Source organism: Thermodesulfovibrio hydrogeniphilus, assembly GCF_054657355.1.
The window spans coordinates 2,060,844-2,085,223 of sequence record NZ_BAAHYW010000001.1; the positions used below are offsets into that span (position 1 = coordinate 2,060,844).

Here is a 24,380-nt window from a genome sequence, read left to right on the forward strand (position 1 = left end):
TATTACTTTAGGGCTAAAACCAAAGCCTTCAGGGTTTTAATGAATTTATCAGAAGTATTCAGAGAAGGCACTCTTATTACCTGTATCCCAAGTTTTTCTGCCATTTTTTTATAAACAATATCAATTTCATAAAGCGTTTCAATATGGTCAGAGACAAAGCTGATTGGAACGATAAAAACTTTTTTTATATTTCTGTGAGCAAGTTCTTTAATGCTTTCTTCAGTAGATGGTTCAACCCATTTCACAGGACCTGTTCTGCTTTGATAGCAAAGACTCCATTCATTAATTTTAAAACCTTCAACAATTGCTTTTACTGTTCGCTTAACCTCTGAAACATAGGGATCACCTTTTTTGTGGAGTGACAGAGGAATACCGTGAGCACTAAAAAGAACAAAAGCATCACCATGTTTATTAAAAGCTTCTTTAATGTTGTCAATCCAAGCTTCAATAAACAGAGGATGGTCACACCAAGAACTGATGATTTCATAATCAAATTTTTTATTCGCATAAGCCTTAAATCTATCAATAATTGAAGCAGTAGTGGCTTTGCAGTATTGAGGATAAAGCGATAGGGCAATGATTTTTTTTATCCCTTGATTTTCAAACTCATTTAAAGCTTCGTTGATAAATGGATGCCAGTAATTCATTCCGACTTTAACCGAAAATTCACCACCTAAAGATTTCTCAAGTAACTCTGCTTGTTTCAGCGTAATCTCCTTTAAGGGTGATTTGCCTCCAATTAAACCATAAGCTTTCTTTACTTTTCTGCTTCTCAAGGTTGAAATCATCCAAGCAAATGGTTTTTGCATTGGTCCAAAATTAGCTATATAAGGGTCACAGAAAAGATTAAAAAGAAAGGGCTTTACAGCATCAAGACTGTCAGGTCCACCCATATTAAGCAAAATTACGCCTGTCTTATCCATTCCATCTCCTATAAAGTTGATTTTCTATTTCCATACAATCAAGAAGTTTACCTACAACGAAATTAACAATATCATCAATACTTTCAGGTTTATGATAAAAACCCGGAACTGGAGGCGCAATTATTACTCCGAGTTTTGCAAGTTTGAGCATGTTTTCAAGATGGATTGCACTCAGAGGCATCTCTCTCGGTGAGATAACAAGTTTTCTTTTCTCTTTTATCATTACATCAGCTGTGCGAGTAATTAAGTTATCGGCATAACCATTTGCAATTGAAGACAATGTCTTCATAGAACATGGAACAATAAACATACCATAGGTTTTATGAGAACCACTTGCAATTGGAGCGGATAAATCTTTTTCAGAATATACCATTAGATTCGGATGATTAAATTTCTTTTTGATGCTTTCAATATTTTTAAAATCCATTGAAGTTTCATGTTGAATAACATCTATTGCAGAATTAGATACAATGAGGGCGACATGGAAATTATTAATAACAGCATCCAACAATTTTAAGCCATATATCACTCCCGAAGCACCACTGATTGCTAAGACTATCTTTTTCATTTTTTTATAATAACATTTTTAACAAAAAAAGGAGACCCTTTGCAGGTCTCCTTTTCTTAGGAGGGAGACCCCTTAGGGGGGCAACTAAGGGGTGAGGGGTATATGGGAGCCAAAAAAAAACCATGAAGTTTAAAGGGTTCTTCCCTTACCTTCATGGCTTACTTAATCCAACTTCTGTTGGATTATTTTTATATTAAAGCATAGCTCTAAATTGAGTCAATACTTTTTGTGGTCAGTGTGGTTACTATATTAAAATGTCATCTGTTTTTACTAAATTGAAATGTCACATATATGTTAACCTCCTTCTTTTAGGCAAGCAATCTAAAGGAAGGAGGTTTTATGGAGAAAAAAATACATTTTTACGGAGGAAGATTTGAAGAGGTTTGAAGTAATGAATCAAGTCTTATCAGGCTTTTTAACCCTTAAACAAGCTCAGGAGATATTAGGGTTGAGTTACAGACAGGTTTTAAGGCTAAAGGAGAGGTTCAAGTTTCAGGGTTTTGAGGGACTTTTAAGGAAAATACCTGAGCCACCCACAGCCCTAAAGATTGACTGTTCCGTCAAGGATGAGATCATAAGCTTGAGAAAGTCCTTGTACTGGGATTTCAACATAATTCACTTTAAGGATAAACTTAAGGATGTTCATGACATTAACTTAAGCTATGAAAGTATAAGAAAGATATTGATACAGGAAGGGTTACATGAACCTAAGAAGAAAAGAAAAGTATACCGAAGGAGAAGGAGGATGCCTAAGGCAGGAATGCTTGTGCAGATGGATTCATCTCAACATAGGTGGATTGAAGGTATTGGGCAGCAATGGTGGCTTGTAGCAATGATAGATGATGCAGATGGATTTGTGTATGCTGAATTTCATCCATCTGAGACAGTATGGGCAAATATGTCAGTAATAAGAGCATATATAGAGCAAAGAGGTGTCTTTATGGCTTTATACACTGATAAAGCCTCTCACTTTAGGATAACAAGGCATGGAGGACTTCACTATCATGTTGAAGTACAACATAAAGAAACCCAGATTGCAAGAGCATTAAATGAATTGGGGATTAAACTAATCAATGCAAATACTCCGCAGGCAAAAGGAAGAGTTGAACGTAAGTTTAGATTTTTTCAGGACAGGCTTATTAAGGAGATGAGATTAAGTGGTATAAGGGATTATGATGAGGCTAACAAGTTTCTCAAAGAGGAATTTCTTACATGGAGTAACAGTAGATACACTCTTTCTGTAGAGAGTCTTTATATGCCCGTGGCTACAGAAAAAGACCTTGACCTTGTCTTTTCAATAAAACATCCAAGAAAAGTGAACAAAGACAACACATTAAGATACTGTGGAGGAGTTTATCAGATACTTCCTGTAAAGGGAATTAAGAGCCTTGCAGGCAAATGGGTAGAGGTTTGTGAACTTAGAGACGGTAGAATGGAGATATTATGGGAAGGCAAACGTATAGGATATTCAGAAATAAAAGGATTAGATAAGACAGAAAAAGAGAGACTTAAAGAGAAAGAAGAGATTTTAAATCTCAGGACTTATATAGAGGAACAGAGAGAGCAGAAGGAAAAGAAGAAATATAAACCTGCAGCTAATCACCCTTGGAGGAGAAGCTTAAAATAAAATGTGACATTTTAATGTAGTAATAAAGTGTGACTTGACTTTAGTAATAACATACTTTTTGTGGTCAGAAACCAAAAAAATGGCTATAGAATACACATTTGAATAAATAATTTTTGCTGTCATTGTGATGCATCCGTCAGGATGCAGAATCAATCTCTTTATGCATAAAGGGAGATCACTTCGGCTTGCTTTACAAGCCTTGTGATGACAGGAAAAAAGTTATTGCGAGCCTGCCGTCAGGCAGGCGTGGCAATCTTGTTTCCTAACGAAATGGAGAAAGACGAGATTGCTTCCTCATCGCTTTGCTCGGAGTCGCAATGACAGAGAGGTGTTCACCAATCACCATTTACCAATTAGAGACTGCTTCGCTCCAGATTGCCACGCTATCGCTCGCAACAGGGGGGCTTGCGGTCATGGTGTGGGTAATTGCCACGCTATCGGTCGTAGCGACGAGTTTCTATCGCAAGTTTTAGGCAGAACACAACAGACAGATTAATATTTATCAATTCAATCCTTGTTAGATATCTCTGAGTAAAAAAAATTTGAGTTAAATACCACATTTTAAGTAATATATTAGGAGACTTTCAGTCTTCAGAGGTATTTTTTATACTGTAAAACACTAAATTGAGCGAGCTTTTTTAAAACTTTTGTAAGCTGTGGTTGTGGAGTGATGGGCTGAATGATAAGAGTAAAGAGGAGATTGCTTCGGCATTCTGAAGGATGTCTCGCAATGACGCTTGATAATCGCACAATTTAGAAAAAAATATATTAGGAGGCTCAAATAAATGGATTTTTTAGTAATTTTTGGTTTGATTGTGGGGTTAAGTGCTGTAGTTGTTGGCAACATTATAGAAGGTGGAACAACCGCTCATCTCATTCAACTTGCTGCTGGGGTTATTGTTTTTGGAGGCACATTTGGTGCAGTTATTGTAAGCTTTTCATGGCAGGATTTACTTAACGCGTTGAAAGGATTAAAAATTGCATTTGACAAAAAAAAGTTTTCAAACAGGCTGTTAATAGAGGAAATCATATCTCTTTTAGTGATAGCAAGGAAAAGAGGCATTCTTGCGATGGAAAGAGAAATGCAATCTGTAGAGCACCCTTTTCTCAAGAAAGGCATAGGGCTATTGATAGATGGATATGACAGAGAAGTCATAAAGAATGTATTATTGCAGGAGATTAAAAATTATGAAGATACTATAAAAAGGGCTGCTAAGGTTTTTGAATCTGCAGGTGGCTATGCACCTACAATAGGCATTATAGGAGCTGTGCTTGGACTTATTCAAGTGCTTCAGAATGTATCAGACCCTTCCCGAATAGGCTCAGGCATTGCAACAGCCTTTGTAGCAACAATTTATGGTGTAGGTTCTGCAAACTTAGTTTTTATACCAATAGGCAAAAGAATAATAAACAAAGCACAGCGTGAGATTTTATCCATGTATCTAATACTTGAGGGAGTTCTTGGGATTGAGGCTGGTATTAATCCCCACTATTTAAGGTCCATACTTGAGAGTTATCAAGAGGGAAGGGATTTATAATGCTTGATTGGAACGATAAAAATAACAACCATGATGATGAACAAGAAAATCACGAAAGGTGGCTGATTTCTTACTCAGATTTTTTGACACTTCTTTTCACATTCTTTGTTGCTCTCTATGCGTTGTCAGTTGTGGATACTAAAAAAGCTGAAAGTTTTTCTGAATCCCTAAGAAGAGTATTCAAAGTCATAGAAAGCCCTATAATGGTTGAAGATGAATGGTCAAAAACTATTATTGAAAGGCTAAATAAGCAACTAAGTGGAATTAAAGGCATTGGCATCAAAAGTGATGCTCGGGGTCTTGTTATAACCCTGCAGGATTATCTTTTATTTGACTCGGGCAAAGCAGAAATTAAGCCCGAAAGCATAGAAGCATTAACAAAAATTGCAGAAGAACTAAAAACTTTCAAAAATAGAATATCAATTGAAGGGCATACTGATAATGTGCCTATTACTTCCTCTCAGTTTAAGTCTAACTGGGAACTTTCAACAGCCAGAGCTGTCTCGGTGCTACATTTTTTCCTTGAACAGGGACTGTCTCCTGATAGATTTACAGTAACAGGCTATGCAGAATACAAACCTGTTGATACTAATGAAACAGAAGAGGGAAGGGCAAAAAACAGAAGAGTTGAAATTATTTTATGGAGGTAGATATGAATATTAACGATGATTATGCGAAAAAAAGGGAACATGTAAGAATTGATGTGCAAATCCCTATTGCCATAAGAAAAGTTTCCAAAGAAGAAAAGAATAATCTTTTTGCATATGTAATTGGAAGCCCAAAATTCACATCTGTTATCACTAAGCAAACAGTCAGTACACTAACAGAATTATACGATAAAATTAATGAAAAGCTTGACCTTATTGTTAATCTTTTAACTATGCAACAATATGGCTTCTATCAAATGCCTGTAAAGATGGTTAATTTAAGCGGAGGAGGCTTAAGGACTACTTTAGATGAAAAATATGATACGGGTGATATTTTAGAAATAAAGCTTTTTCTTGACTCTCCAATGCCTGTTGGGCTTTGTCTTTATGCAGAGGTCGTAAAGGTTGAAGAAAAACAAGGGAAGTATGAGACAGCGGTGAAGTTTATAAACTTAAGCGAAAATATAAGGGATTGCATTGTGAGATTTATCTTTCATAAAGAGAGAATGAGACACAAGGAATAACAGTTCATCATCTCTTTGAATTTTTGATTTTTCCTGAAAAAAGGCGATATAAATTTAAAAATTGCTATAAACGTTTGATTAAATATTTTTGCTGTTATTGCAATGCATCCTCCTGTCTCGTCATTGAGAGGCATCCATCAGGATACCGAAGCAATCTCTGAAACCATGCTATCTCTCGCAACAGGGGGTCGCAGTGACAAATTGTTGGATTTCTACACTGTTGCTCTGTCTCCCAACTTCATCAATTTTCAGCCTTTAAAGATATCAAAAGCTTTATAATTCAATAAGTTATATCTTTTTTCATTCAATTTTATAGTCTAATCTAACTTTATTATTTTTGCCTATTTATTCCCTTAAATATTGACTTTTTTGTCTAATTTTTGTATACTAATATAAAAAAGGAGGTAACTATATTCGTAAAAGAATCTTGGTCAACAAAAAAAGGTAAAAAATACAAAACCTACGAAATATCTAAAGCTTACAGAGACAAAAAAACTAAAAAGGTTAGGCATGAAAAAATTGCCAATATCACTCACTTAGGTGAGCCTCTTATTTCCAAAATAAGGCAACTGCTTAAGTCACCTGAGAAAAAGGTTGTAGTGGACAAAGACAAGTTTTTTGAGGATGCAACTTCAGTAGGGCATATACTGTTACTGTTAGGATTTATGATGAAGATAGGATTTCTGGGATGGTTAAGGCATTTTCCAAAGAAAGTAAGAGATTTGCTTTTGGCAGTAGTGCTTAACAGGATAATAGAGCCAAGGAGTAAGTATGCATCAGTGGGATGGATACGAAGAAGTGGTTTTATGGAACTGTTTGATTTAAGGGAAGAGGATATGCATGTAAATGAGATATACAGGGCAATGGACAAGTTGTATGAGAAGATGGATAATGTGTTAGATGATTTTTATAAGACGGGAGCACAAGGGACAAAGTTGTTGCTTTATGATATTACCTCAGTATACTTTGAGGGTCAAGGACCTCTGGGGCTTGCAAGATATGGATACTCAAGGGATGGGAAGCCCGATAAAAAGCAAGTATTGTTGTGTTTATGTTTGAACGAGAATAAATTTCCAGTGCATTTTGATGTTATAGAAGGCAACATATCAGATAAGGAGACAGTAAAGGGACTAATAAGTCAGTTAAAGAAGAGATACGACATCAAGGAGGCAGTATTTATAGGAGACAGGGGGATGGTGACATTACAGAATATAGAGTATCTTGAGAGAGAGGGGATAAACTACATATTAGCGATGAGATTTAGGGAAGCAAAGAAAATGGTAGTGCAGAAGGGTATACAGTTAGATATATTTCAGAAGGAGTTGCCAGTGACCATCTATATAAGTGAAGAGGAAGGGGTAAAGAGCAGATATGTACTATGTGGGTCTGAATACAGAGAAAGCCATGACAGGGAGACATTTGATATGCCCCCATTTTTTGGAACAGAATAAATACGAACATATAGCCTTTCATAAAATATGCACCCAAATACTGGAACAACATATTTACGAACTATTACTAAAGACCTCCGAAGGCATCTTGTTGCAGATACCGCTATGAGGTCTTTCTGTATTATAGAACTTCCTGTACTCATCTATCACCTTTCTTGCTTGCATTAGAGTCTCAAACAGGTTTCTACTAAGGCATTCCTCCCTGAGCTTACCATTGAAGCTTTCCAGAGCTCCATTTTGCCATGGACTTGCTTTTTCAATAAACTCATGCCTTATGCCATATCTCTGGATAAACTTCTCAAAAATAATGCTTCTGAACTCAGAACCCTGGTCAGTCCTGATAACCCTCGGTATCCCATAAACATTGATACATCTTTCAATAACCTCTATAACCATATTAGCAGTAATGCTAAAACCTACCTCAATACCAACACAAAACCTGCTCATAAGGTCTTCAATCGTCATTATCTTAATAAGTCTTCTGTCTGTAAGACTGTCAAAAAGAAAATCTATAGCCCAGACATGATTGCAAAACCGGGGCTGTGTAAGAGGCATATGAACAGAAATCAGTCTTTTATTTTTACGAGGTTTTTGCCTCTGAAGATTAAGTGTTTTATAGATTCTGTAGACTTTTTTATGATTGACATGGTGACCAGCTCTTTTTATAACCATATGAATTCGTCTGTAGCCATAGAATGTATATTTAAAGGCTATATCTTTTATCATTTCTGTAAGAGCCATATCTTTTTCAGCCTTACAAGAAGAGTAATAAAGGGTACTGAGTGGTATTTCAAGTATCTCAGCTGTTTTTCTTACATTTATACCGCTTTGAATCATATGTTTAGCAATCACTCTCCTTTCGTTTATTGTCAGAAGTTTTTTTTAACAATGTCTCTGAGCACCTGTATTTCAAGTTCTTTTTCAGCAAGGATTCTTTTTAGTCTTAAGTTTTCATCTTCAAGTGCTTTAAGTCTTTTAGCCTCACTGGATGACATGCCTTTGAATTTCTGTCTCCATTTGTCAAAGGTACTTCTTGCGATAGAGTATTTACGGCAGACCTCTGCAATGGAACTTCCTGGAAGTTCTGCTTCAGATAGAATCTGAATGATTTTTTCAACAGGGTATTTTGTCTGTTTCATAATAAATTCCTCCTTCATAGGTTATGTTCATCTTAGATTATATTCGTATTTTTGTTGTTCGAAAAAATGGGGTGCAGGTCACTTTGTCTGTAATAAAAGGGAAAGCATATGAACTTTTACAACTCTTTAATATGAGGTTCTACAATGAGACACAATATTCTTGATAAGTGCCGGTCCTGCTGATCTTTACTCTGTCTCTGTAGGGCTTAAGGAGTCTATCTACTGTAGAAGCACTTATCCTTAGAAGGTCTTCCTTTGTTTTAGAACTAAGTAAAGGCTTTATCGAAGGATGCTCAAACAGTATCTCGTTGTTTAGCCTTATAAACCCTACAAGATGCTTTGATGAGACAAATCCAGATATCCTCCAGAGTTTCTTTAACAGCCCTACTACATCATCCCCATACATCTTCTTTCTTCCTCTTTTTGAGAGATTCTCCGTTGTTGGGTCTGCTACTACCAGGAGGTTACCTTTCCTTAAAATCACTTTGCCAGAGTTTCTAAGTAGATATGCGATATAGTGTCTGTTCATGTGTAAAATCCTTGAGAGCTCATCGAGCATTTGAGTTTTTTCCTTCTTTTTTGCCTTTTTGTATGTAGATTTGTTGTGGTTGATGATGAAATATTTGTGCTTCATGGTGTATACTCCAATAGGTATTGTGGCAACCATTCCCTTAACCTCCTTTCATGGGTTATGAGGTTTAAATTTTTAAGGTTTAAGAGGCTCACCTTTTTGTCAATTATGAGGAAACAATCCCTTTTCGTGTAGATTATTTTTGAGGAATGTCGGTTTATTGATTATAATTATGGTATTTGATTATAATTAGAAATGAAATTAAAAGAGTGCTCACTGTGAAGTATCCATGAGTCGAATCTAATAAAAAAACATTAAAGGACATAGATGGAATCCAGATAGAAAATGTTAGGCATTTCTGAATACTAATAAAATTTTAGAAAAAAATTTTTAAAGATCTTTGAAGTTAAAAAATCTATATTTATCCGATTTTACGAGCTAAAATAGCCATAAAAAACTTAAGGAAAATAAAAAGTTTTGAGGGCTCTATTATCTTAAAAACTATAAATGTTTGAATATTGTTATTAAAGGTGGAAAGTTATTGCATATTTAGCGATAATATGAATATCAGTATCCAAATTTCTGATTAAAAAAATAGATGAGGAAAAGCATTGCTTTAAGTGATGATTTATTTTCAATGTGATAGCAAAATGAAAACCTGGCATAAGATAATTATTGGTGATTCACGGTGGATGAAAGAGGTTCCTGATGAGTCAGTGCATCTCATTATTACATCTCCTCCCTATTGGCAATTAAAGGATTATGGAAATGGCAGACAGATAGGGTTTAATGATACTTATGAGGAGTATATCAATAATCTTAATTTGGCCTGGAATGAATGTCATAGAGTGCTGCACAAGGGTTGTCGTTTGTGCATTAACATTGGAGACCAGTTTGCCAGATCAGTTTATTACGGTAGATACAAGGTCATTCCAATAAGGACAGAGATAATCAAGTTCTGTGAAAGCGCTGGCTTTGACTATATGGGTGCTATTATCTGGCAGAAAGTTACAACATGCAATACTACTGGTGGAGGAACAGTAATGGGTTCTTTCCCATATCCACGAAATGGCATTCTTAAATTGGATTATGAATTCATTTTAATTTTTAAAAAATATGGTAAACCCCCTAAAGTAAGTAAAGAGATTAAAGAACAATCAAAGCTAACAAAAGAAGAATGGAATCAATATTTTGCAGGACACTGGAACTTTCCCGGTGAAAAACAAGATAAACACTTGGCAATGTTCCCTGAGGAGTTACCGCACCGTCTCATCAAAATGTTCAGTTTTGTTGGCGATACTGTTCTTGACCCATTTCTTGGAAGCGGCACCACTTCCTTAGCTGCTAAGAAATTGAAAAGAAATTCTATTGGATATGAGATAAATGAAAACTTTTTACCTATTATAAAAGAAAAACTTGGAATAAAACAAAACACTATTTTCGAGGATGCAATTTTTGAGATAATTTTTCAAAAAGACCCAAAAATAGACATCAAAAAAGAAATTCAAAGATTACCATATATCTTTAAAGATCCTACAAAATTTGACAAAAAAGTCGACCCCAGAAAATTGAGATTCAATTCAAAGATAGATAACTTAAATTATAGAAGAGAAACATATTACAGAGTAAAAGAAATACTCTCTCCAGAAATTTTGATTTTGAATAATGGGCTAAAAATTAGGCTTTTAGGTGTAAAGGCAAAGTCAGAGAAGTATAGGGAGGCAATTCAGTTTTTGGAGGAGAAAACGCAAGGGCAGAGGGTGTTCATAAAGTTTGACAGCATAAAATATGACGATAAGGATAACTTACTCTGCTATCTTTACTTATCGAATAAGACATTTTTAAATGCACATTTGATTAAGAATGGTCTTGTTGATGTAGATACTGCTGTTGATTATAAATACAAGTCAAAATTTTTAAAGTTACAAAATGGGTTAACCAGGGAAATTTTAACATGAAAATAAAAATCACTGTTGAAGAAATCAGAAAGTATCTTGATATAGAGACGCCTGAGTTTCCCAAATATGTAGCACCACTTATCAATTTAGCAAATCAATTTGCACAGGGGACACGACCAAAAGTGGTTGGTCAGATGAGTGAACTTATCCAGGAATTTAGAGGAAAAACGTTATCAGAATGGGAGAAATGGTATCTTGAGAAAAAACCGGATGCAATAAAGAATGCTACAGAAAGGATAATGGGTAAACTGAAAGAATTAAAAAATTCCTTGAACAAAATTGACCAGAGTATGGTTGAGAAATGGGTAAAAGATTTGGTAATCGTAAAGACTTTTGCTGGACTGAGATTTCAAGAAGCGATACTTAAGAAAGGTGCAGAAATTAAAGGGACTACTTATCGTCTTGCTGGGTCTGATGAAGAGTCAAAAGGAATTGATGGCTATATTGGAAACATTCCCGTATCTATAAAGCCACATACCTATGAGGTGAAAGCCGCGCTACCAGAGCACATAGGTGTAAAGATTATCTATTATAAAAAAATTGATGATGGGATTGAAGTTGATTATGGTGAGGTGCTTTAGGCTAATGTATCATCTACCACCGCATAAAAGAGCATGCCTTGATGAAAATCAAGGTTCGTGTCTTCGGCAAATATCCAAATTCTAATTTTTGTGGAACTTCTTTTATTCTGGAAATGTAATATCCAATGGTTGATGAATTAATTAAAGTTTTTTGGGTAAAACCTCCCATATTCCGAGCGGAGGCGATAAAGCAAAAAGTTGATAAAATTTATCATCTTGGCGATCTCGGAGGATATGCTCCTTTTGTAAATGAAGTTGTTGATTTTCTCATTGAACACAAAATCGAAGGTGTTCAGGGAAATTATGATGATGCAGTAGCAAATAACAAAGAACACTGTGGATGTAAATATGAAGATCCCATCCAAGCAAAAATGGCTCATATTTCATTTGAATGGACAAAGAAACATGTAACAGAAAAAAGCAAGAATTATATGAGAAGCTTACCTTTTGAAATAGGATTTTCAGCTGATATGCCCCCATTTTTTGGAACAGAATAAATACGAACATATAGCCTTTCATAAAATATGCACCCAAATACTGGAACAACATATTTACGAACTATTACTAAAGACCTCCGAAGGCATCTTGTTGCAGATACCGCTATGAGGTCTTTCTGTATTATAGAACTTCCTGTACTCATCTATCACCTTTCTTGCTTGCATTAGAGTCTCAAACAGGTTTCTACTAAGGCATTCCTCCCTGAGCTTACCATTGAAGCTTTCCAGAGCTCCATTTTGCCATGGACTTGCTTTTTCAATAAACTCATGCCTTATGCCATATCTCTGGATAAACTTCTCAAAAATAATGCTTCTGAACTCAGAACCCTGGTCAGTCCTGATAACCCTCGGTATCCCATAAACATTGATACATCTTTCAATAACCTCTATAACCATATTAGCAGTAATGCTAAAACCTACCTCAATACCAACACAAAACCTGCTCATAAGGTCTTCAATCGTCATTATCTTAATAAGTCTTCTGTCTGTAAGACTGTCAAAAAGAAAATCTATAGCCCAGACATGATTGCAAAACCGGGGCTGTGTAAGAGGCATATGAACAGAAATCAGTCTTTTATTTTTACGAGGTTTTTGCCTCTGAAGATTAAGTGTTTTATAGATTCTGTAGACTTTTTTATGATTGACATGGTGACCAGCTCTTTTTATAACCATATGAATTCGTCTGTAGCCATAGAATGTATATTTAAAGGCTATATCTTTTATCATTTCTGTAAGAGCCATATCTTTTTCAGCCTTACAAGAAGAGTAATAAAGGGTACTGAGTGGTATTTCAAGTATCTCAGCTGTTTTTCTTACATTTATACCGCTTTGAATCATATGTTTAGCAATCACTCTCCTTTCGTTTATTGTCAGAAGTTTTTTTTAACAATGTCTCTGAGCACCTGTATTTCAAGTTCTTTTTCAGCAAGGATTCTTTTTAGTCTTAAGTTTTCATCTTCAAGTGCTTTAAGTCTTTTAGCCTCACTGGATGACATGCCTTTGAATTTCTGTCTCCATTTGTCAAAGGTACTTCTTGCGATAGAGTATTTACGGCAGACCTCTGCAATGGAACTTCCTGGAAGTTCTGCTTCAGATAGAATCTGAATGATTTTTTCAACAGGGTATTTTGTCTGTTTCATAATAAATTCCTCCTTCATAGGTTATGTTCATCTTAGATTATATTCGTATTTTTGTTGTTCCAAAAAATGGGGTGCAGGTCAAGATAGAGGGGGAGAAAATAAGGATTATGAGCAAAGCTAAGGAGGAACATAAAAAGATACTGAGAATATTGGGAGTAGGGGATAAGATTTTCAGAACTTACGAAAGTGCGAGAGAATTTTGTAGGCTAATCTAAAAATTATAACTCATTGATTTTAAAATTTTTTTATTCAAAAGTTGATGAAGTGGGGCTTCGGGTGCTATTGCACCCTCGCAATAACGAAAAGGGTGGTCATTGCGAGCCTGCCCGTTTATTTTTTTTGTCATTGCGAGCCTGCCGACAGGCAGGCGTGGCAATCCCATCTTTTTCCTTCTCACTTCTCATTTTTTACGTCTTACGAATGTTTAGAGATTGCTTCGGGACTTCGTCCCTCGCAATGACGGGAGAAGGGTCATTGCGAGGCATCCGTCAGGATGCCGAAGCAATCTCTTCTTAGAATAAGTTCTGTCGCTCTGTAGCACTGTCGCACTATGGCACTATGACGACGAGATTGCTTCGTCGCTGACGCTCATCGCAATGATGAGGAAAAGGGTCATCGCTGTGACGAGTTTATATCTCTCTTTTTGCGTTTTCCTTGAATAATTTTCAAGCACTGATTTATCATACAAGTATGGTCAAGATTTTAGAGAAAATATTCGGAACAAAAAATGAAAGAGAGCTGAAACGATATTTTAAGATTGTTGAGCAAATTAATGCCCTTGAACCCAAAATATCCTCCCTTTCAAACGAAGAATTAAGAAAAAAGACAGACGAATTCAAGGAAAGACTTTCCAAAGGACAAACCCTTGATGACCTTCTCATTGAAGCCTTTGCGGTTGTAAGGGAAACAGCAAAGCGGACACTTGGCATGAGGCATTTTGATGTTCAGCTTGTGGGTGGTATGGTGCTTCATGAGGGCAAGATTGCAGAGATGAAAACCGGTGAGGGAAAAACACTTGTTGCAACTCTTGCAGCATATCTAAATGCTTTGGAAGGTAAAGGAGTTCATGTTGTTACAGTTAACGACTATCTGGCAAGAAGAGATGCCCAGTGGATGGGAGAAATATACAATTTTCTTGGATTAAGAATTGGTGTAATTCAGCATGAAATGTCATTCGTGTTTGACCCAAACTTCAGACAGCAGGATAAAAGATTTGATAAACTTCGTCAATGCACAAAAAAAGAGGCTTATCTTGCGGATATAACATATGGAACAAACACAGAATTTGGCTTTGATTATCTCAGAGATAACATGGCATACAGCTTAAATGATTTAGCTCAACGGGAGCTTAATTACGCAATTGTTGATGAAGTTGACAGCATTCTCATAGATGAAGCAAGAACACCCCTTATCATTTCTGGACCCTCTGAAGAATCCACTGATATATATTACGCAGTGAACAAAATTGTGAAATATCTTAAGCCCGATGAGGATTTTAAGCTTGATGAGAAGCTTAAAACAGTGGTTCTAACAGAACAGGGTTCCCAGAAGGCTGAAAAGCTTTTAGGAATTGATAATCTGTATGAGCCTTCAAATATAGAAATTGTCCATCATATTAATCAAGCACTCAGAGCTCATTATTTTTTCAAGCGAGATGTTGATTATGTGATTAAAGATGGTAAAATTGTTATCGTTGATGAGTTTACAGGAAGACTTCTTCCGGGAAGACGTTGGTCAGACGGGCTTCATCAGGCTGTGGAGGCAAAGGAAGGATTAAAAATTGAGGCAGAAAATCAAACACTTGCAACCATAACCTTACAGAATTTCTTTAGAATGTATAAGAAACTCTCTGGAATGACAGGAACAGCAGACACTGAAGCAGCTGAATTTGCCGAGATATACAACCTTGAAGTAATTGTTATTCCTACAAACAAGCCGATGATAAGAGAGGATTATCCTGATGTTATTTACAAAACTGAAAAGGCAAAATTTGATGCAGTAATAAATGAAATAGAAGAATGTTACAAAATAGGAAGACCTGTCTTAGTAGGCACAACATCCATTGAAAAGTCTGAACTTTTAAGTAAAATGTTAAAGAGAAAAGGCATTCCCCATCATGTGCTTAATGCCAAATACCACGACAAAGAAGCAGAGATTATTGCTCAGGCAGGAAGAATAGGCTCTGTCACAATAGCTACAAATATGGCTGGAAGAGGAGTTGATATAATTCTTGGCGGAAATTCCGAATTCCTTGCAAGGCAAATGCTCGCCGGAAAAGAATACACTGACGAAGACTACAAACAGGCATTTGAAAAGGCAAAGGAAATATGTGCCAAAGAACACGAACAGGTTATGGCACTTGGTGGACTTCATATTATAGGCACAGAAAGGCATGAGTCCCGCAGAATTGACAATCAGCTAAGGGGTAGGGCAGGAAGGCAAGGAGACCCGGGCTCATCAAGATTTTATGTTTCCCTTGAAGATGAGCTTATCAAGCTCTTTGGTGGTGAAAGGCTTCAAAAGGTAATGCAGTTTTTAAGAATTGATGATAACTCGCCAATTGAAAACAAAATGGTTTCAAAGGCTATTGAAAATGCCCAGAAAAGAGTTGAAGCCCATAATTTTGAGATAAGAAAATATCTCCTCAAATATGACGATGTGATGAACATCCAGAGAAAGACAATTTATTCATTTCGCAGAGAAGTTCTTGAAAGCGAATCCCTAAAGGAAAGAGTTTTTGAATTTCTGGAAACAGAAGTTGAAGAGCTTGTTGAATTTTATTTATCCCAAGAAGAAGATGGCATTAACAAACTCGCAGAACAAATAAAAGCAAGATTTGACATAGAGATTGACCTGCAAGGCAAGGCAAAGGATGAAATTAGAGAACATCTTCTTGAAAAGCTAATGGAAGCTTATGAAAACAAGGAGCAGAAGATTGGAAGCTCCTTAATGCGGGATATTGAAAAGATGGTTTTCCTTCATGTAATTGATACTAAATGGAAAGACCATCTTTTAGGGATAGACCATATAAAAGAGGGAATAGGGCTTAGAGGTTATGCTCAGAAAGACCCGCTTGTTGAGTATAAGAAGGAAGCCTTTGAGCTTTTTGAGGATATGTCCCGAAGCATTGTTTCAGACATACTAACAAGATTGTTTAAAATTCAAGTCAGGGATGAAAGCCAAGTAAAAGTTGCAAGAAAACAGCCAATTGGAAGAAGAGATGGCGATTCAGCCCAGCCTATTAAAAAGCCAACTAAGATTGGCAGAAATGATCCTTGTCCCTGCGGAAGTGGAAAAAAATACAAAAAATGCTGCGGTAAAAATCTCTAATAGGGCTATTTTTCTTTTGAAATTTATCCAATACCTAAATTAGACAATTCTAACGAATTGTTGCGAATGGTTTTAAGCTTCTACTTGCGACAGCTTTGTCTCCTTTCTTTTATTGAGAGGATGCAAAACTTCTTTTCCTGTTATTGCAATCGTGCGATACCAGCCGAATTTTATACCCAAGTAGAATAGATTGCCACGCCTGCCTGACAGCAGGCTTGCAATGACGGAAATAAATAATCGGTGAGGCTTGCAATAACCACGCTTGTTTTTATTGCGAGGTATTCTCTCACCTTGTCATTGTAAGGTATCCCACTCATAGTCATTGTGGGGAGCTTTAGCGAAGAATCAGTCTTGCCTTTGTATATTCCTCAATATAGTTCACTTTGGATTGCTCGCAAGCCTCCTGATGACAGGAAGGAAAGTAACTGCTTCGCTTCCTTCGGAGACTCTTAGTGACTATTTACTGTTTTTTGCCACTCTTTTGCTTGCAACAGTGGACGCATTGACTAATTTCTATAGCTATTATGGCTGTTTTAAGGACTTGACAAAAATAGAGATAGACACTCGTCACTGCGAGCCCCCTGTTGCGAGCGATAGCGTGGCAATCTGGGGCGAAGCAGTCTCTAATAAGGCTTTATTGAAAAACAAAGTAGAAATTGCTTCGCATCCTTCGGATGCTCGCAATGACAGGAAAAAATACTTAATTTTCAAATGGTTATACCAATTATTGGATTTCTATCTCTATTTTTGGGACTTGACAAAAATATGTAATTTCATGATTTAATATCTTAACCCACGAAGGGTTAAATAGGTCATGAAGGCCGTGGAAGGGCAGTAAGCCTTTACCACGGCTTTTTTTATGAATTGGACTCATGAAGGGTCTACCTCTCACGAAGGGAGTTAAAAAGAAAAAACTCAAATGGAGGGGTAGTTATGATTTATCTAATTATTTTCATTTGCAGTATTATGCTTATGTTTTCAAATTTTTCCTATGCAGAACAAAAGGAAGAGGTAAAGCTTGAGGAAATTGTGGTAACAGGGGAGAAAATTATTGCTCCTACAAGAGAGACAGCTGAGACAGTTTATACTGGAGTAGAGGTAACAAGAGAGGGAATTAAGCTTGGGGGAGTTGGTGCTTCAAGTAATGTTTGGAATGCTATAAGTATTCTTCCAGGAATAATGTTTGAAAGTCCTGATCCAGCTAACATGGCTTCTACTCAGATTGGAGTTAGAGTTCGTGGAGTTAGTGGTTCATTAGGAAGCATGTCTGTTGAAGGAATACCGATTTATGGTGGAAATCCAATTGGTCCAAGAACATATATTGTTGATTTAGAAAATTTTGAAAGTATTGCTGTTTACAAAGGTGCTGTTCCTGCTGATTTAGGACCTGGTGCTGGAACAAGAGGAGGCACAATTCAATTAAGACCATTATGGGCAAGGGATAATTTTAGTGTCACATTTAAACAAGCTATAGGTAGTTTTGATTACACAAAAACATTTATCAGATTGGATTCAGGAAAAATTGGAGGAATTGGAACTAAATTTTCACTCTCATACTCATATTCTGAGGAAGATAAATGGAGGGGAGAAGGTAAAATAGGACCAAGAAACAATTTAAACTTTACATTTATTCAACCTTTTGGAGAGATTTTAGAATTTAAGTTGTGGGCAAATTTTAATGAAATAAAACAACACAAATATAGAGCTCTTAATTATGAACAAGCATCTGATCTTGATAGATACAGAAGATATGATTACAATAAAGATTTTATTGGTAATCCAAGTGAAGATTGGAATTATTATGAATATTGGAAAGTAAAGTGGACAAACTATGACATTTTTGGCTTCATAACAGCAAAATTAAGTGAAAATTTCAAAATTACGCTAAAGCCTTATTGGAGAGAAGAAAATAAGGAAGATTGGAGCGGTTCTTCAAGAATTTCCGGACCCTCAGGAGCTAAACCAGGAATTCAATTTAGTGAATGGACAGTTGATAGATATGGAGCAATTGCAGAGGCTTCTTTAGAATTAGAAAACATAAAAGGACTTTTAGGTTTTCAGTATGAGTGGCAAGATTGGGAAGACAGACCAACGAAAAATTACTGGCTTAATTCAGATGGGACTTTAAGATTTGTAGGTTGGGGTAGATATACAAAATCTGTGAATAAGGGTTATCGTTATAGTCCCTATGTTAAAGTCGCAGGAAGTATTGACAGGTTTAATTGGCAACTTGGACTTAAGTATTTAAAATTAAAGGAATCAGATAATGAAGGATATATAACAAAATTTGATTCAAGCGGTAATCCATATGTGGAACGAGAGCCAAAATTAGACTATGGAGGACAAACCTACGATGCATGGATTCCTACTGCTGGTGTCTCCTATGCGTTCAATGAAAATATTGAGATTTACACAAGTTTTGGAAGAACATTTCAACAACCCTATGCTTATATGCCGATTGTAAATCTCTATTATAATCTTTACAACAAATTTCAAAAATTAGGTATCACAATGAAAGATTTATTTAAAGATTATAAACCTGAAAAGACCGATAATCTTGATGTAGGTTTAAGAATAAGAACAAACTTCATGGAGCTTTACCCAACCGTATTTTTCTCAAAACACAGAAATCTTAGGACACCAATTACGCCAGGATGGAAAGATCCTGATAATCCCTCTCAGCCTTTAAAAGATCCCTCAACTAATAAACCAGTAAGTTATCAAACATTTGTTGGAAAAGCAAAGGGGTATGGTTTTGAACTTGGTAGTAATTTTATAATTTCAGACAATATAACATTATTTTTTAATCCCACATATACTAAGCTTAAATACGAAGGAGATATTGTTCAAGGTGGTACAGTTTTTAAAACAGATGGTAAACAAGTTGTTGATGTTCCTGAATGGATGCTTTCTTCAGGATTGATTTTTAACTATAAAGGATTAGAATTAAGCCCTATTGTAAGATATGTTGGTAAAAGATATGGTGACCTTACACATGAAGAGAAAATTCCTTCCTATTTTGTTTGTGATTTAAAAACTGCATATAACATAAAAAAAGTAGGATTACTTAAAGATGTAAGAATTGCTTTGGAAGTATATAATCTCTTTGACAAAAAGTACATTGTAAGCCCTGACTATTATCTGGGAGCACCTTTTACTGTTTATGGTTCTGTATCATTTAATTTTTAGTTAGGAGGATAGAGAATGGTTAAAAAATTTCTTTTAGCTTTGATTCTTATATTTTTTGCATCCGCATCTTATGCCTTAGATGTTTTAAATAAAATTGAAGTGATTCTTACCAGTGAGCTAAAACCAGTAATTCAAAGCGAAACTTTAATAATCACTAATGCAATGCATGTAAAAGATGAGCAAGTTAATGCTTTGATTCCTCTGCTACTTAAGTTTACAAAAATGGAGAATCTTTTTCTCATCCATGATGCAGTTAATAATCCTTTATTTGTATTTGTCTATGATTCTGCATCTGATAAAGCTGTTTACATTAGCGTTGTAGATAATGAAATCAAGTATTTTGTGACAGAGAATTTTCTTGCCACTTCCATAACTCGCAATGATGATGAATTAAAAGATCTTTTTCAAGGCAAAGCTATGCGTGTCTTACCTATTATAATAGGCTGGAAAAAGGGAATTCCTTTTGAACTGAAAAATTCTATTTTATTTCATGATCACTTTTGCCCTGGGGTTACAAGTGGATACTGGATAGCAAAATATCTTCTCAAAAATTTTCCACTTTCACAGGGACAAAGATATTTTGTGATATCTACTCCACCTTGGTGTAAGGATGATGCAATTCAGACCATACTTAATACAACAGCTGGAAAAAGAAATTTTGTTGTTATTCCTATCTCAGAAAAAAGTAAAAATTGTCTTAAAGATGAAGCAAAGAATCTTGCAGGAATTTACATTAAATATTCACCACAATCAAAATCAGGAGAGGCAATTATCTTAGAGTTTTTATGGGATGATTTAAGAAAATCAGCAGGAGTAAAAGAAGGAAAAGCTTTCAAAGAGAGATTAAAAATGATTGAATGGATGTTAGAAAATGATAATCAGTTTGAAAAGTTTGTAAGGGTTATTAAAAATGTTCAATTATCTAATGTATCTATTGATGAACTGGTTGATGTTAATATAAATGTTCTGAAAAAATTTGATTTATGGAAATGTCAATAAAGGAGGAAGGCAAAATGCGTAAGATTGCAGTATGTGGAAAGGGAGGAGTTGGAAAAAGTTTTATTGTATATGGTTTTGCAAAGGTTTTGGCTAAAAAAGGATATAAGGTCTTAGTAGTAGATGTAGATGAAAGTAATCAGAGTCTTTATAAGCTTTTTGGATTTAGCGAGCCTCCTGCTTCCTTTATGGATTTCTTAGGTGGTAAAAAAGCAGTGTCCCAGCAATTGAGAAAGAAATTTCAGGCTCAAGACAAAGAAGTAAAAATAAGTGTTATTGAAGAGAAAAAATTTCATATGAATGATATTCCTAAGGAGTTTATAAAATCAGACGGTAATATACATCTTTTAAGTATTGGTAAAATTAAAGAACCTATGGAAGGATGTGCCTGTCCAATGGGAGTGGTAAGCAGAGAGTTTCTTGAAAAAATTGAACTTTCTGAAGATGAGTTAATTCTTGTAGATACTGAGGCTGGAATTGAGCATTTTGGAAGAGGAGTAGAGAAGGGAGTTGATACTATAGTTGCTGTTGCAGAGCCTTATCTTGACTCTATTGAGGTTGCTGAAAAGGCAATTGTTCTTGCTAAAGAGATGGGAAAGAAAACTTATTTGATTATTAACAAAGTTCCTGCTAAATTTGAAAATAAGATTTTAGAGATTTTACAAAGAAAGGGTTTAACTCCTGCAGGAATTATTCATTTTTCTGAAGAGGTTTATACTTTGTCTCTTGAAGGTAAAGCTACGTTGTCAGCAAAGGTTTTTGAGGAGATTGAAAAATCCCTGGATAGTATATTAATGGGAGTCAAAATATGAAAAAGATATCCCTTATAGTTTTATTCTTTGTCTTGCTATGCTCTCATTCCCATGCAAAAGAGACGATAACAATTAAAGATATGGCTGGGCGAACTGTTACCATTCCAAAGCAGATTGACAGAATTGTAGCTCTTCATGCTTCCCTTCGCTATGTTGTTTACTTACAAGCCTTTGATAAAGTGATTGGGGTAGAGAATGTAGAAAAACAGGGTATTATGAGAGGTAATCCTGCAGTCGGAAAGGGATACTGGAATGTTATAAAGGAAAAAGTAAAGGATATTCCTTCCATTGGAGAAGGTGGACCTGGAAAACTTCCTGATTTTGAAAAATTAATCTCCGTAAAACCAGATATAGTTATCACCTTTGAGGTTGACAGTGCTGAGCATATTCAGAGAAAGACAGGAATACCTGTCATTGTAGTGCAATATGCAGGCACTGAGGAATTTAATATTGAAGATATAATGAACACATTTACCTTTCTTGGAAAGCTTCTTGATAAAGAAAAAAGAGCAGAGGAGTTAAATGATTATATAAAGCACATTATGGCTGACTTAAATAAAAGAACAAAAGGTTTAAATAAACCTAAAGTTTATATTGGAGCAATTAGTGCAAGGGGTTCTCATGGCATAACAAGTTCAGAAGCTCAGTATCCACCTCTTCAATGGTTAAATGTAATAAATGTTGTTGACGAAACAGGGAAAAAGGGTCATGTATTTATTGATAAAGAAAAACTCCTTGTGTGGAATCCTGATTATCTGTTCATAGACACTGGAGGAATAAATTTAGTTCAGGAAGATTACATAAAAAACAAAGAGTTCTATTTAAAACTTAAGGCAGTAAAAGAAGGCAGAGTTTACTCAGTATTTCCTTACAACTTTTACAGGACAAATTTGGAGATTCTTTTTGCAAATTCTTATTTTATAGGAAAAGTAATCTATCCTGAAAGATTTAAAGACATTGAACCTGAGAAAAAGGCAGGAGAGATTTTCAGAAAATTTTTGGGGAAAGACATTTACAATGACCTGAAAGGAGTGTATAAGGGATATGGAAAAGTTGATTTTACAAAGTCAGGACTTACAATTAAATGAGTCTGTAGGAAAGCTTTATTTAAAATCCGTTTATATAAAACTTTTAATTGGCATTTTTTTACTTTTTGCAATATTTGCAGTGGCTTTAATTTCAGTGCTAACAGGTTCAATGAAATTAACCGTAGAAGAGGTTTTTAAAGCAATATTTGAAAATACTGAAAATTCTTACATTATCTGGAATATAAGAATTTCAAGGGCAGTTGGTGCAATTTTAGCAGGAGCATCTCTTGGAGTTGCAGGAGCAGTTATGCAAAATGTTTTAAGAAATCCTCTTGCTTCTCCATTTACTCTTGGAGTATCTCAAGGTGCTGCTTTTGGTGCAGCCTTTGCAATTATTGTATTTGGTGCTGGTCAAACACATTCATTTGGAGCAGAAGCAGTAACTGTATTTAAACTATATCCTGTAGTTATCTCAGCTTTTTGTGGTGCTCTGTTAACTGTTGTTTTAATACTATTTTTGTCTTTTCTAAGAAACATAACTCGAGAGGCAATCATACTTGCTGGAGTTGCCTTAAGTAGTCTTTTCGGTTCTGCAACTATGTTTCTTCAATATTTTGCTCAGGACTTTCAGGTAGCAGCCACAGTCTTTTGGACGTTTGGCGACATAGGAAAAGCTGGCTGGCTGGAAAACAAACTAATGTTCATTTCTTTTCTTCTTTGTTTCAGCTATTTTTTCCTCCAAAGATGGAACTTTAATGCCCTTCTATGGGGAGATGAAGTTGCAAAAAGTCTTGGCGTGAATGTTAAATTTTTAAGAGTATCTGGAATGTTTCTTAGTGCTTTGGTGGTTTCAGTATGCACATCTGTTTTGGGAATTATTGGGTTTGTTGGGCTTATTTCACCTCATATTGTAAGACTTCTTATTGGCAATGACCATAGATTTTTGATTCCTTACTCTGCTCTTCTTGGTGCTCTTTTGCTAAGTGTATCTGATTTTATTGCGAGAACAATTATTTCACCTGTAGTTTTGCCAGTTGGAATAATAACCTCCTTTGCTGGTGCCCCAATGTTTTTCTATCTTCTTATAAAAAGGAGAAGATTTTAAATGCTTAAGATTGAAAATTTATCGTCAGGTTATGGAAACAGAGAAATACTTCACGGTATAAGCTTAAAATTTGTAAAGGGAAAAATCTATGCAATACTTGGACCGAATGGTTCTGGAAAGTCAACTTTACTTAAAACAATTGACAGAGTGATAAAACCGAGAGCTGGAACAGTTTATCTATCAGAAGAAGATTTTAGAAAAATCTCAAGCCGAAACCTTGCAAAAAAAATTGCCTATCTTCCGCAAAATTCAAACTCTGTTCCATACAGCACAGTTTTTGATGCCATTCTTCTTGGAAGAAAACCTCATATATCATTTGAACCAACAAGAAAGGACTTAGAAATTGTTGAGAGAATTATCAATAATCTTGAACTAAATCAGTATGCCTTTAGAAAAATTAACGAATTAAGTGGTGGCGAGGCTCAAAAAGTTCTCATTGCAAGAGCACTTGCCCAGGAGTCCGAGGTGCTTTTGCTTGATGAACCTGTAAATCATTTTGATCCAAAAAATCAGATTGAGATTCTTAAATTTTTAAAAAAAATAACCATAGAGCTAAATCTTGTAACTATTATTGTTATGCATGACCTTAATCTTGCTATACAGTTTGGCGATTACTTTATATTTATGAAAAATGGCAAAGTTTACCGCGAGGGCGATTTAAATATTATTAACGAGGATCTTATAAAAGAAATTTTTGAAATTGATGTGAAAATTTTCCAGCTTAATGGACGAAAATTTGTGATTAATGGATAAAAGC

The 24,380-nt window shown here is 35.4% G+C and carries 24 protein-coding genes; 17 read left to right on the plus strand and 7 right to left on the minus strand.

Translation table 11 applies throughout. The features are described 5' to 3' along the window. Positions 1 to 2 precede the first annotated feature (2 nt). Positions 3 to 923 (minus strand): ferrochelatase, encoded by a 921-nt coding sequence (gene hemH, locus ACYQ3P_RS10500; protein ID WP_460177826.1) that lies wholly within the window; start codon positions 921 to 923, stop codon positions 3 to 5. Beyond that, a complete protein-coding gene (locus ACYQ3P_RS10505; protein ID WP_460177827.1) occupies positions 916 to 1,491 on the minus strand; it encodes a UbiX family flavin prenyltransferase in 576 nt (191 codons plus the stop codon). Before ACYQ3P_RS10505 ends, hemH begins: the two co-directional genes overlap by 8 nt. 373 nt (positions 1,492 to 1,864) lie before the next feature. Here ACYQ3P_RS10505 and ACYQ3P_RS10510 point away from each other — a divergent pair, with 373 nt between their 5' ends. The 5 genes from ACYQ3P_RS10510 (at position 1,865) to ACYQ3P_RS10530 (ending at position 7,278) form a co-directional block, all read left to right on the plus strand. Next, complete coding sequence (locus ACYQ3P_RS10510; protein ID WP_460177828.1) at positions 1,865 to 3,118, plus strand: ISNCY family transposase; 1,254 nt, start codon at positions 1,865 to 1,867, stop codon at positions 3,116 to 3,118. 785 nt (positions 3,119 to 3,903) lie between these two features. Continuing rightward, positions 3,904 to 4,656, plus strand: a complete 753-nt coding sequence (locus tag ACYQ3P_RS10515) for a flagellar motor protein (RefSeq protein WP_460177829.1) — start codon at positions 3,904 to 3,906, stop codon at positions 4,654 to 4,656. Then, positions 4,656 to 5,306 (plus strand): OmpA/MotB family protein, encoded by a 651-nt coding sequence (locus tag ACYQ3P_RS10520; RefSeq protein WP_460177830.1) that lies wholly within the window; start codon positions 4,656 to 4,658, stop codon positions 5,304 to 5,306. The genes ACYQ3P_RS10515 and ACYQ3P_RS10520 overlap by 1 nt, the downstream gene beginning before the upstream one ends. A gap of 2 nt (positions 5,307 to 5,308) precedes the next feature. Further along, a complete protein-coding gene (locus ACYQ3P_RS10525) occupies positions 5,309 to 5,827 on the plus strand; it encodes a PilZ domain-containing protein (RefSeq protein ID WP_460177831.1) in 519 nt (172 codons plus the stop codon). 380 nt (positions 5,828 to 6,207) lie between these two features. Beyond that, positions 6,208 to 7,278, plus strand: a complete 1,071-nt coding sequence (locus ACYQ3P_RS10530) for an IS1634 family transposase (protein WP_460177832.1) — start codon at positions 6,208 to 6,210, stop codon at positions 7,276 to 7,278. A gap of 54 nt (positions 7,279 to 7,332) precedes the next feature. Here the strand turns inward: ACYQ3P_RS10530 and ACYQ3P_RS10535 are convergent, their stop codons facing one another. The 3 genes from ACYQ3P_RS10535 to ACYQ3P_RS10545 all read right to left on the minus strand — a co-directional run bounded on the left by ACYQ3P_RS10535 (position 7,333) and on the right by ACYQ3P_RS10545 (position 9,084). Beyond that, positions 7,333 to 8,130 (minus strand): IS3 family transposase, encoded by a 798-nt coding sequence (locus ACYQ3P_RS10535; RefSeq protein ID WP_460177703.1) that lies wholly within the window; start codon positions 8,128 to 8,130, stop codon positions 7,333 to 7,335. 17 nt (positions 8,131 to 8,147) lie between these two features. Further along, on the minus strand, positions 8,148 to 8,417 hold the full coding sequence (locus ACYQ3P_RS10540; RefSeq protein WP_460177702.1) for a transposase: 270 nt from the start codon (positions 8,415 to 8,417) through the stop codon (positions 8,148 to 8,150). Between the two features lie 139 nt (positions 8,418 to 8,556). Beyond that, positions 8,557 to 9,084, minus strand: a complete 528-nt coding sequence (locus ACYQ3P_RS10545) for a hypothetical protein (protein WP_460177833.1) — start codon at positions 9,082 to 9,084, stop codon at positions 8,557 to 8,559. 554 nt (positions 9,085 to 9,638) lie between these two features. Here ACYQ3P_RS10545 and ACYQ3P_RS10550 point away from each other — a divergent pair. The 3 genes from ACYQ3P_RS10550 (at position 9,639) to ACYQ3P_RS10560 (ending at position 12,024) form a co-directional block, all read left to right on the plus strand. Beyond that, positions 9,639 to 10,946 carry a DNA methyltransferase gene (locus ACYQ3P_RS10550; protein ID WP_460178084.1) on the plus strand — a complete coding sequence of 436 codons (1,308 nt, stop codon included), beginning with the start codon at positions 9,639 to 9,641 and terminating at the stop codon, positions 10,944 to 10,946. Next, entirely contained in the window at positions 10,943 to 11,527 is a 585-nt protein-coding gene (locus tag ACYQ3P_RS10555; RefSeq protein ID WP_460177834.1) for an MjaI family restriction endonuclease, read from the plus strand. Before ACYQ3P_RS10550 ends, ACYQ3P_RS10555 begins: the two co-directional genes overlap by 4 nt. A gap of 125 nt (positions 11,528 to 11,652) precedes the next feature. Continuing rightward, positions 11,653 to 12,024, plus strand: a complete 372-nt coding sequence (locus ACYQ3P_RS10560; RefSeq protein ID WP_460177835.1) for a metallophosphoesterase family protein — start codon at positions 11,653 to 11,655, stop codon at positions 12,022 to 12,024. Between the two features lie 54 nt (positions 12,025 to 12,078). Here ACYQ3P_RS10560 and ACYQ3P_RS10565 read toward each other — a convergent pair whose 3' ends face one another. After that, the gene (locus ACYQ3P_RS10565; protein ID WP_460177703.1) at positions 12,079 to 12,876 is read right to left on the minus strand and encodes an IS3 family transposase; all 798 of its coding nucleotides are present in this window, start codon (positions 12,874 to 12,876) and stop codon (positions 12,079 to 12,081) included. A 17-nt stretch (positions 12,877 to 12,893) separates the two neighbouring features. Then, positions 12,894 to 13,163 (minus strand): transposase, encoded by a 270-nt coding sequence (locus ACYQ3P_RS10570; protein WP_460177702.1) that lies wholly within the window; start codon positions 13,161 to 13,163, stop codon positions 12,894 to 12,896. Positions 13,164 to 13,186: 23 nt separating this feature from the next. Here ACYQ3P_RS10570 and ACYQ3P_RS10575 point away from each other — a divergent pair, with 23 nt between their 5' ends. From ACYQ3P_RS10575 to ACYQ3P_RS10615, 9 genes are all read left to right on the plus strand, one after another. Beyond that, on the plus strand, positions 13,187 to 13,378 hold the full coding sequence (locus ACYQ3P_RS10575) for a hypothetical protein (protein WP_460177836.1): 192 nt from the start codon (positions 13,187 to 13,189) through the stop codon (positions 13,376 to 13,378). A gap of 475 nt (positions 13,379 to 13,853) precedes the next feature. Next, entirely contained in the window at positions 13,854 to 16,493 is a 2,640-nt protein-coding gene (gene secA, locus ACYQ3P_RS10580; RefSeq protein WP_460177837.1) for a preprotein translocase subunit SecA, read from the plus strand. 598 nt (positions 16,494 to 17,091) lie between these two features. Next, positions 17,092 to 17,277: a hypothetical protein gene (locus tag ACYQ3P_RS10585; RefSeq protein ID WP_460177838.1), complete on the plus strand. Its 186-nt coding sequence runs from the start codon at positions 17,092 to 17,094 to the stop codon at positions 17,275 to 17,277. 149 nt (positions 17,278 to 17,426) lie between these two features. Continuing rightward, positions 17,427 to 19,682 (plus strand): TonB-dependent receptor, encoded by a 2,256-nt coding sequence (locus tag ACYQ3P_RS10590; RefSeq protein WP_460177839.1) that lies wholly within the window; start codon positions 17,427 to 17,429, stop codon positions 19,680 to 19,682. A gap of 15 nt (positions 19,683 to 19,697) precedes the next feature. Next, on the plus strand, positions 19,698 to 20,681 hold the full coding sequence (locus tag ACYQ3P_RS10595) for an FmdE family protein (RefSeq protein WP_460177840.1): 984 nt from the start codon (positions 19,698 to 19,700) through the stop codon (positions 20,679 to 20,681). A gap of 14 nt (positions 20,682 to 20,695) precedes the next feature. Further along, positions 20,696 to 21,490, plus strand: coding sequence for an ATP-binding protein (locus ACYQ3P_RS10600; RefSeq protein WP_460177841.1), 795 nt, complete (start codon positions 20,696 to 20,698; stop codon positions 21,488 to 21,490). Beyond that, positions 21,487 to 22,578, plus strand: coding sequence for an iron ABC transporter substrate-binding protein (locus ACYQ3P_RS10605; protein WP_460177842.1), 1,092 nt, complete (start codon positions 21,487 to 21,489; stop codon positions 22,576 to 22,578). Before ACYQ3P_RS10600 ends, ACYQ3P_RS10605 begins: the two co-directional genes overlap by 4 nt. Next, a complete protein-coding gene (locus tag ACYQ3P_RS10610) occupies positions 22,535 to 23,623 on the plus strand; it encodes a FecCD family ABC transporter permease (protein ID WP_460177843.1) in 1,089 nt (362 codons plus the stop codon). Before ACYQ3P_RS10605 ends, ACYQ3P_RS10610 begins: the two co-directional genes overlap by 44 nt. Then, positions 23,624 to 24,376, plus strand: a complete 753-nt coding sequence (locus ACYQ3P_RS10615) for an ABC transporter ATP-binding protein (RefSeq protein WP_460177844.1) — start codon at positions 23,624 to 23,626, stop codon at positions 24,374 to 24,376. Positions 24,377 to 24,380: the final 4 nt, after the last annotated feature.

Bases quoted from the DNA above. Each gene is read 5' to 3' on its own strand.
- hemH (WP_460177826.1), bottom strand. From the start codon at position 923: ATGGATAAGACAGGCGTAATTTTGCTTAATATGGGTGGACCTGACAGT.
- ACYQ3P_RS10505 (WP_460177827.1), bottom strand. From the start codon at position 1,491: ATGAAAAAGATAGTCTTAGCAATCAGTGGTGCTTCGGGAGTGATATAT.
- ACYQ3P_RS10515 (WP_460177829.1), top strand. From the start codon at position 3,904: ATGGATTTTTTAGTAATTTTTGGTTTGATTGTGGGGTTAAGTGCTGTA.
- ACYQ3P_RS10520 (WP_460177830.1), top strand. From the start codon at position 4,656: ATGCTTGATTGGAACGATAAAAATAACAACCATGATGATGAACAAGAA.
- ACYQ3P_RS10525 (WP_460177831.1), top strand. From the start codon at position 5,309: ATGAATATTAACGATGATTATGCGAAAAAAAGGGAACATGTAAGAATT.
- ACYQ3P_RS10540 (WP_460177702.1), bottom strand. From the start codon at position 8,417: ATGAAACAGACAAAATACCCTGTTGAAAAAATCATTCAGATTCTATCT.
- ACYQ3P_RS10545 (WP_460177833.1), bottom strand. From the start codon at position 9,084: ATGGTTGCCACAATACCTATTGGAGTATACACCATGAAGCACAAATAT.
- ACYQ3P_RS10550 (WP_460178084.1), top strand. From the start codon at position 9,639: ATGAAAACCTGGCATAAGATAATTATTGGTGATTCACGGTGGATGAAA.
- ACYQ3P_RS10555 (WP_460177834.1), top strand. From the start codon at position 10,943: ATGAAAATAAAAATCACTGTTGAAGAAATCAGAAAGTATCTTGATATA.
- ACYQ3P_RS10560 (WP_460177835.1), top strand. From the start codon at position 11,653: ATGGTTGATGAATTAATTAAAGTTTTTTGGGTAAAACCTCCCATATTC.
- ACYQ3P_RS10570 (WP_460177702.1), bottom strand. From the start codon at position 13,163: ATGAAACAGACAAAATACCCTGTTGAAAAAATCATTCAGATTCTATCT.
- ACYQ3P_RS10575 (WP_460177836.1), top strand. From the start codon at position 13,187: ATGTTCATCTTAGATTATATTCGTATTTTTGTTGTTCCAAAAAATGGG.
- secA (WP_460177837.1), top strand. From the start codon at position 13,854: ATGGTCAAGATTTTAGAGAAAATATTCGGAACAAAAAATGAAAGAGAG.
- ACYQ3P_RS10590 (WP_460177839.1), top strand. From the start codon at position 17,427: ATGATTTATCTAATTATTTTCATTTGCAGTATTATGCTTATGTTTTCA.
- ACYQ3P_RS10595 (WP_460177840.1), top strand. From the start codon at position 19,698: ATGGTTAAAAAATTTCTTTTAGCTTTGATTCTTATATTTTTTGCATCC.
- ACYQ3P_RS10600 (WP_460177841.1), top strand. From the start codon at position 20,696: ATGCGTAAGATTGCAGTATGTGGAAAGGGAGGAGTTGGAAAAAGTTTT.
- ACYQ3P_RS10605 (WP_460177842.1), top strand. From the start codon at position 21,487: ATGAAAAAGATATCCCTTATAGTTTTATTCTTTGTCTTGCTATGCTCT.
- ACYQ3P_RS10610 (WP_460177843.1), top strand. From the start codon at position 22,535: ATGGAAAAGTTGATTTTACAAAGTCAGGACTTACAATTAAATGAGTCT.
- ACYQ3P_RS10615 (WP_460177844.1), top strand. From the start codon at position 23,624: ATGCTTAAGATTGAAAATTTATCGTCAGGTTATGGAAACAGAGAAATA.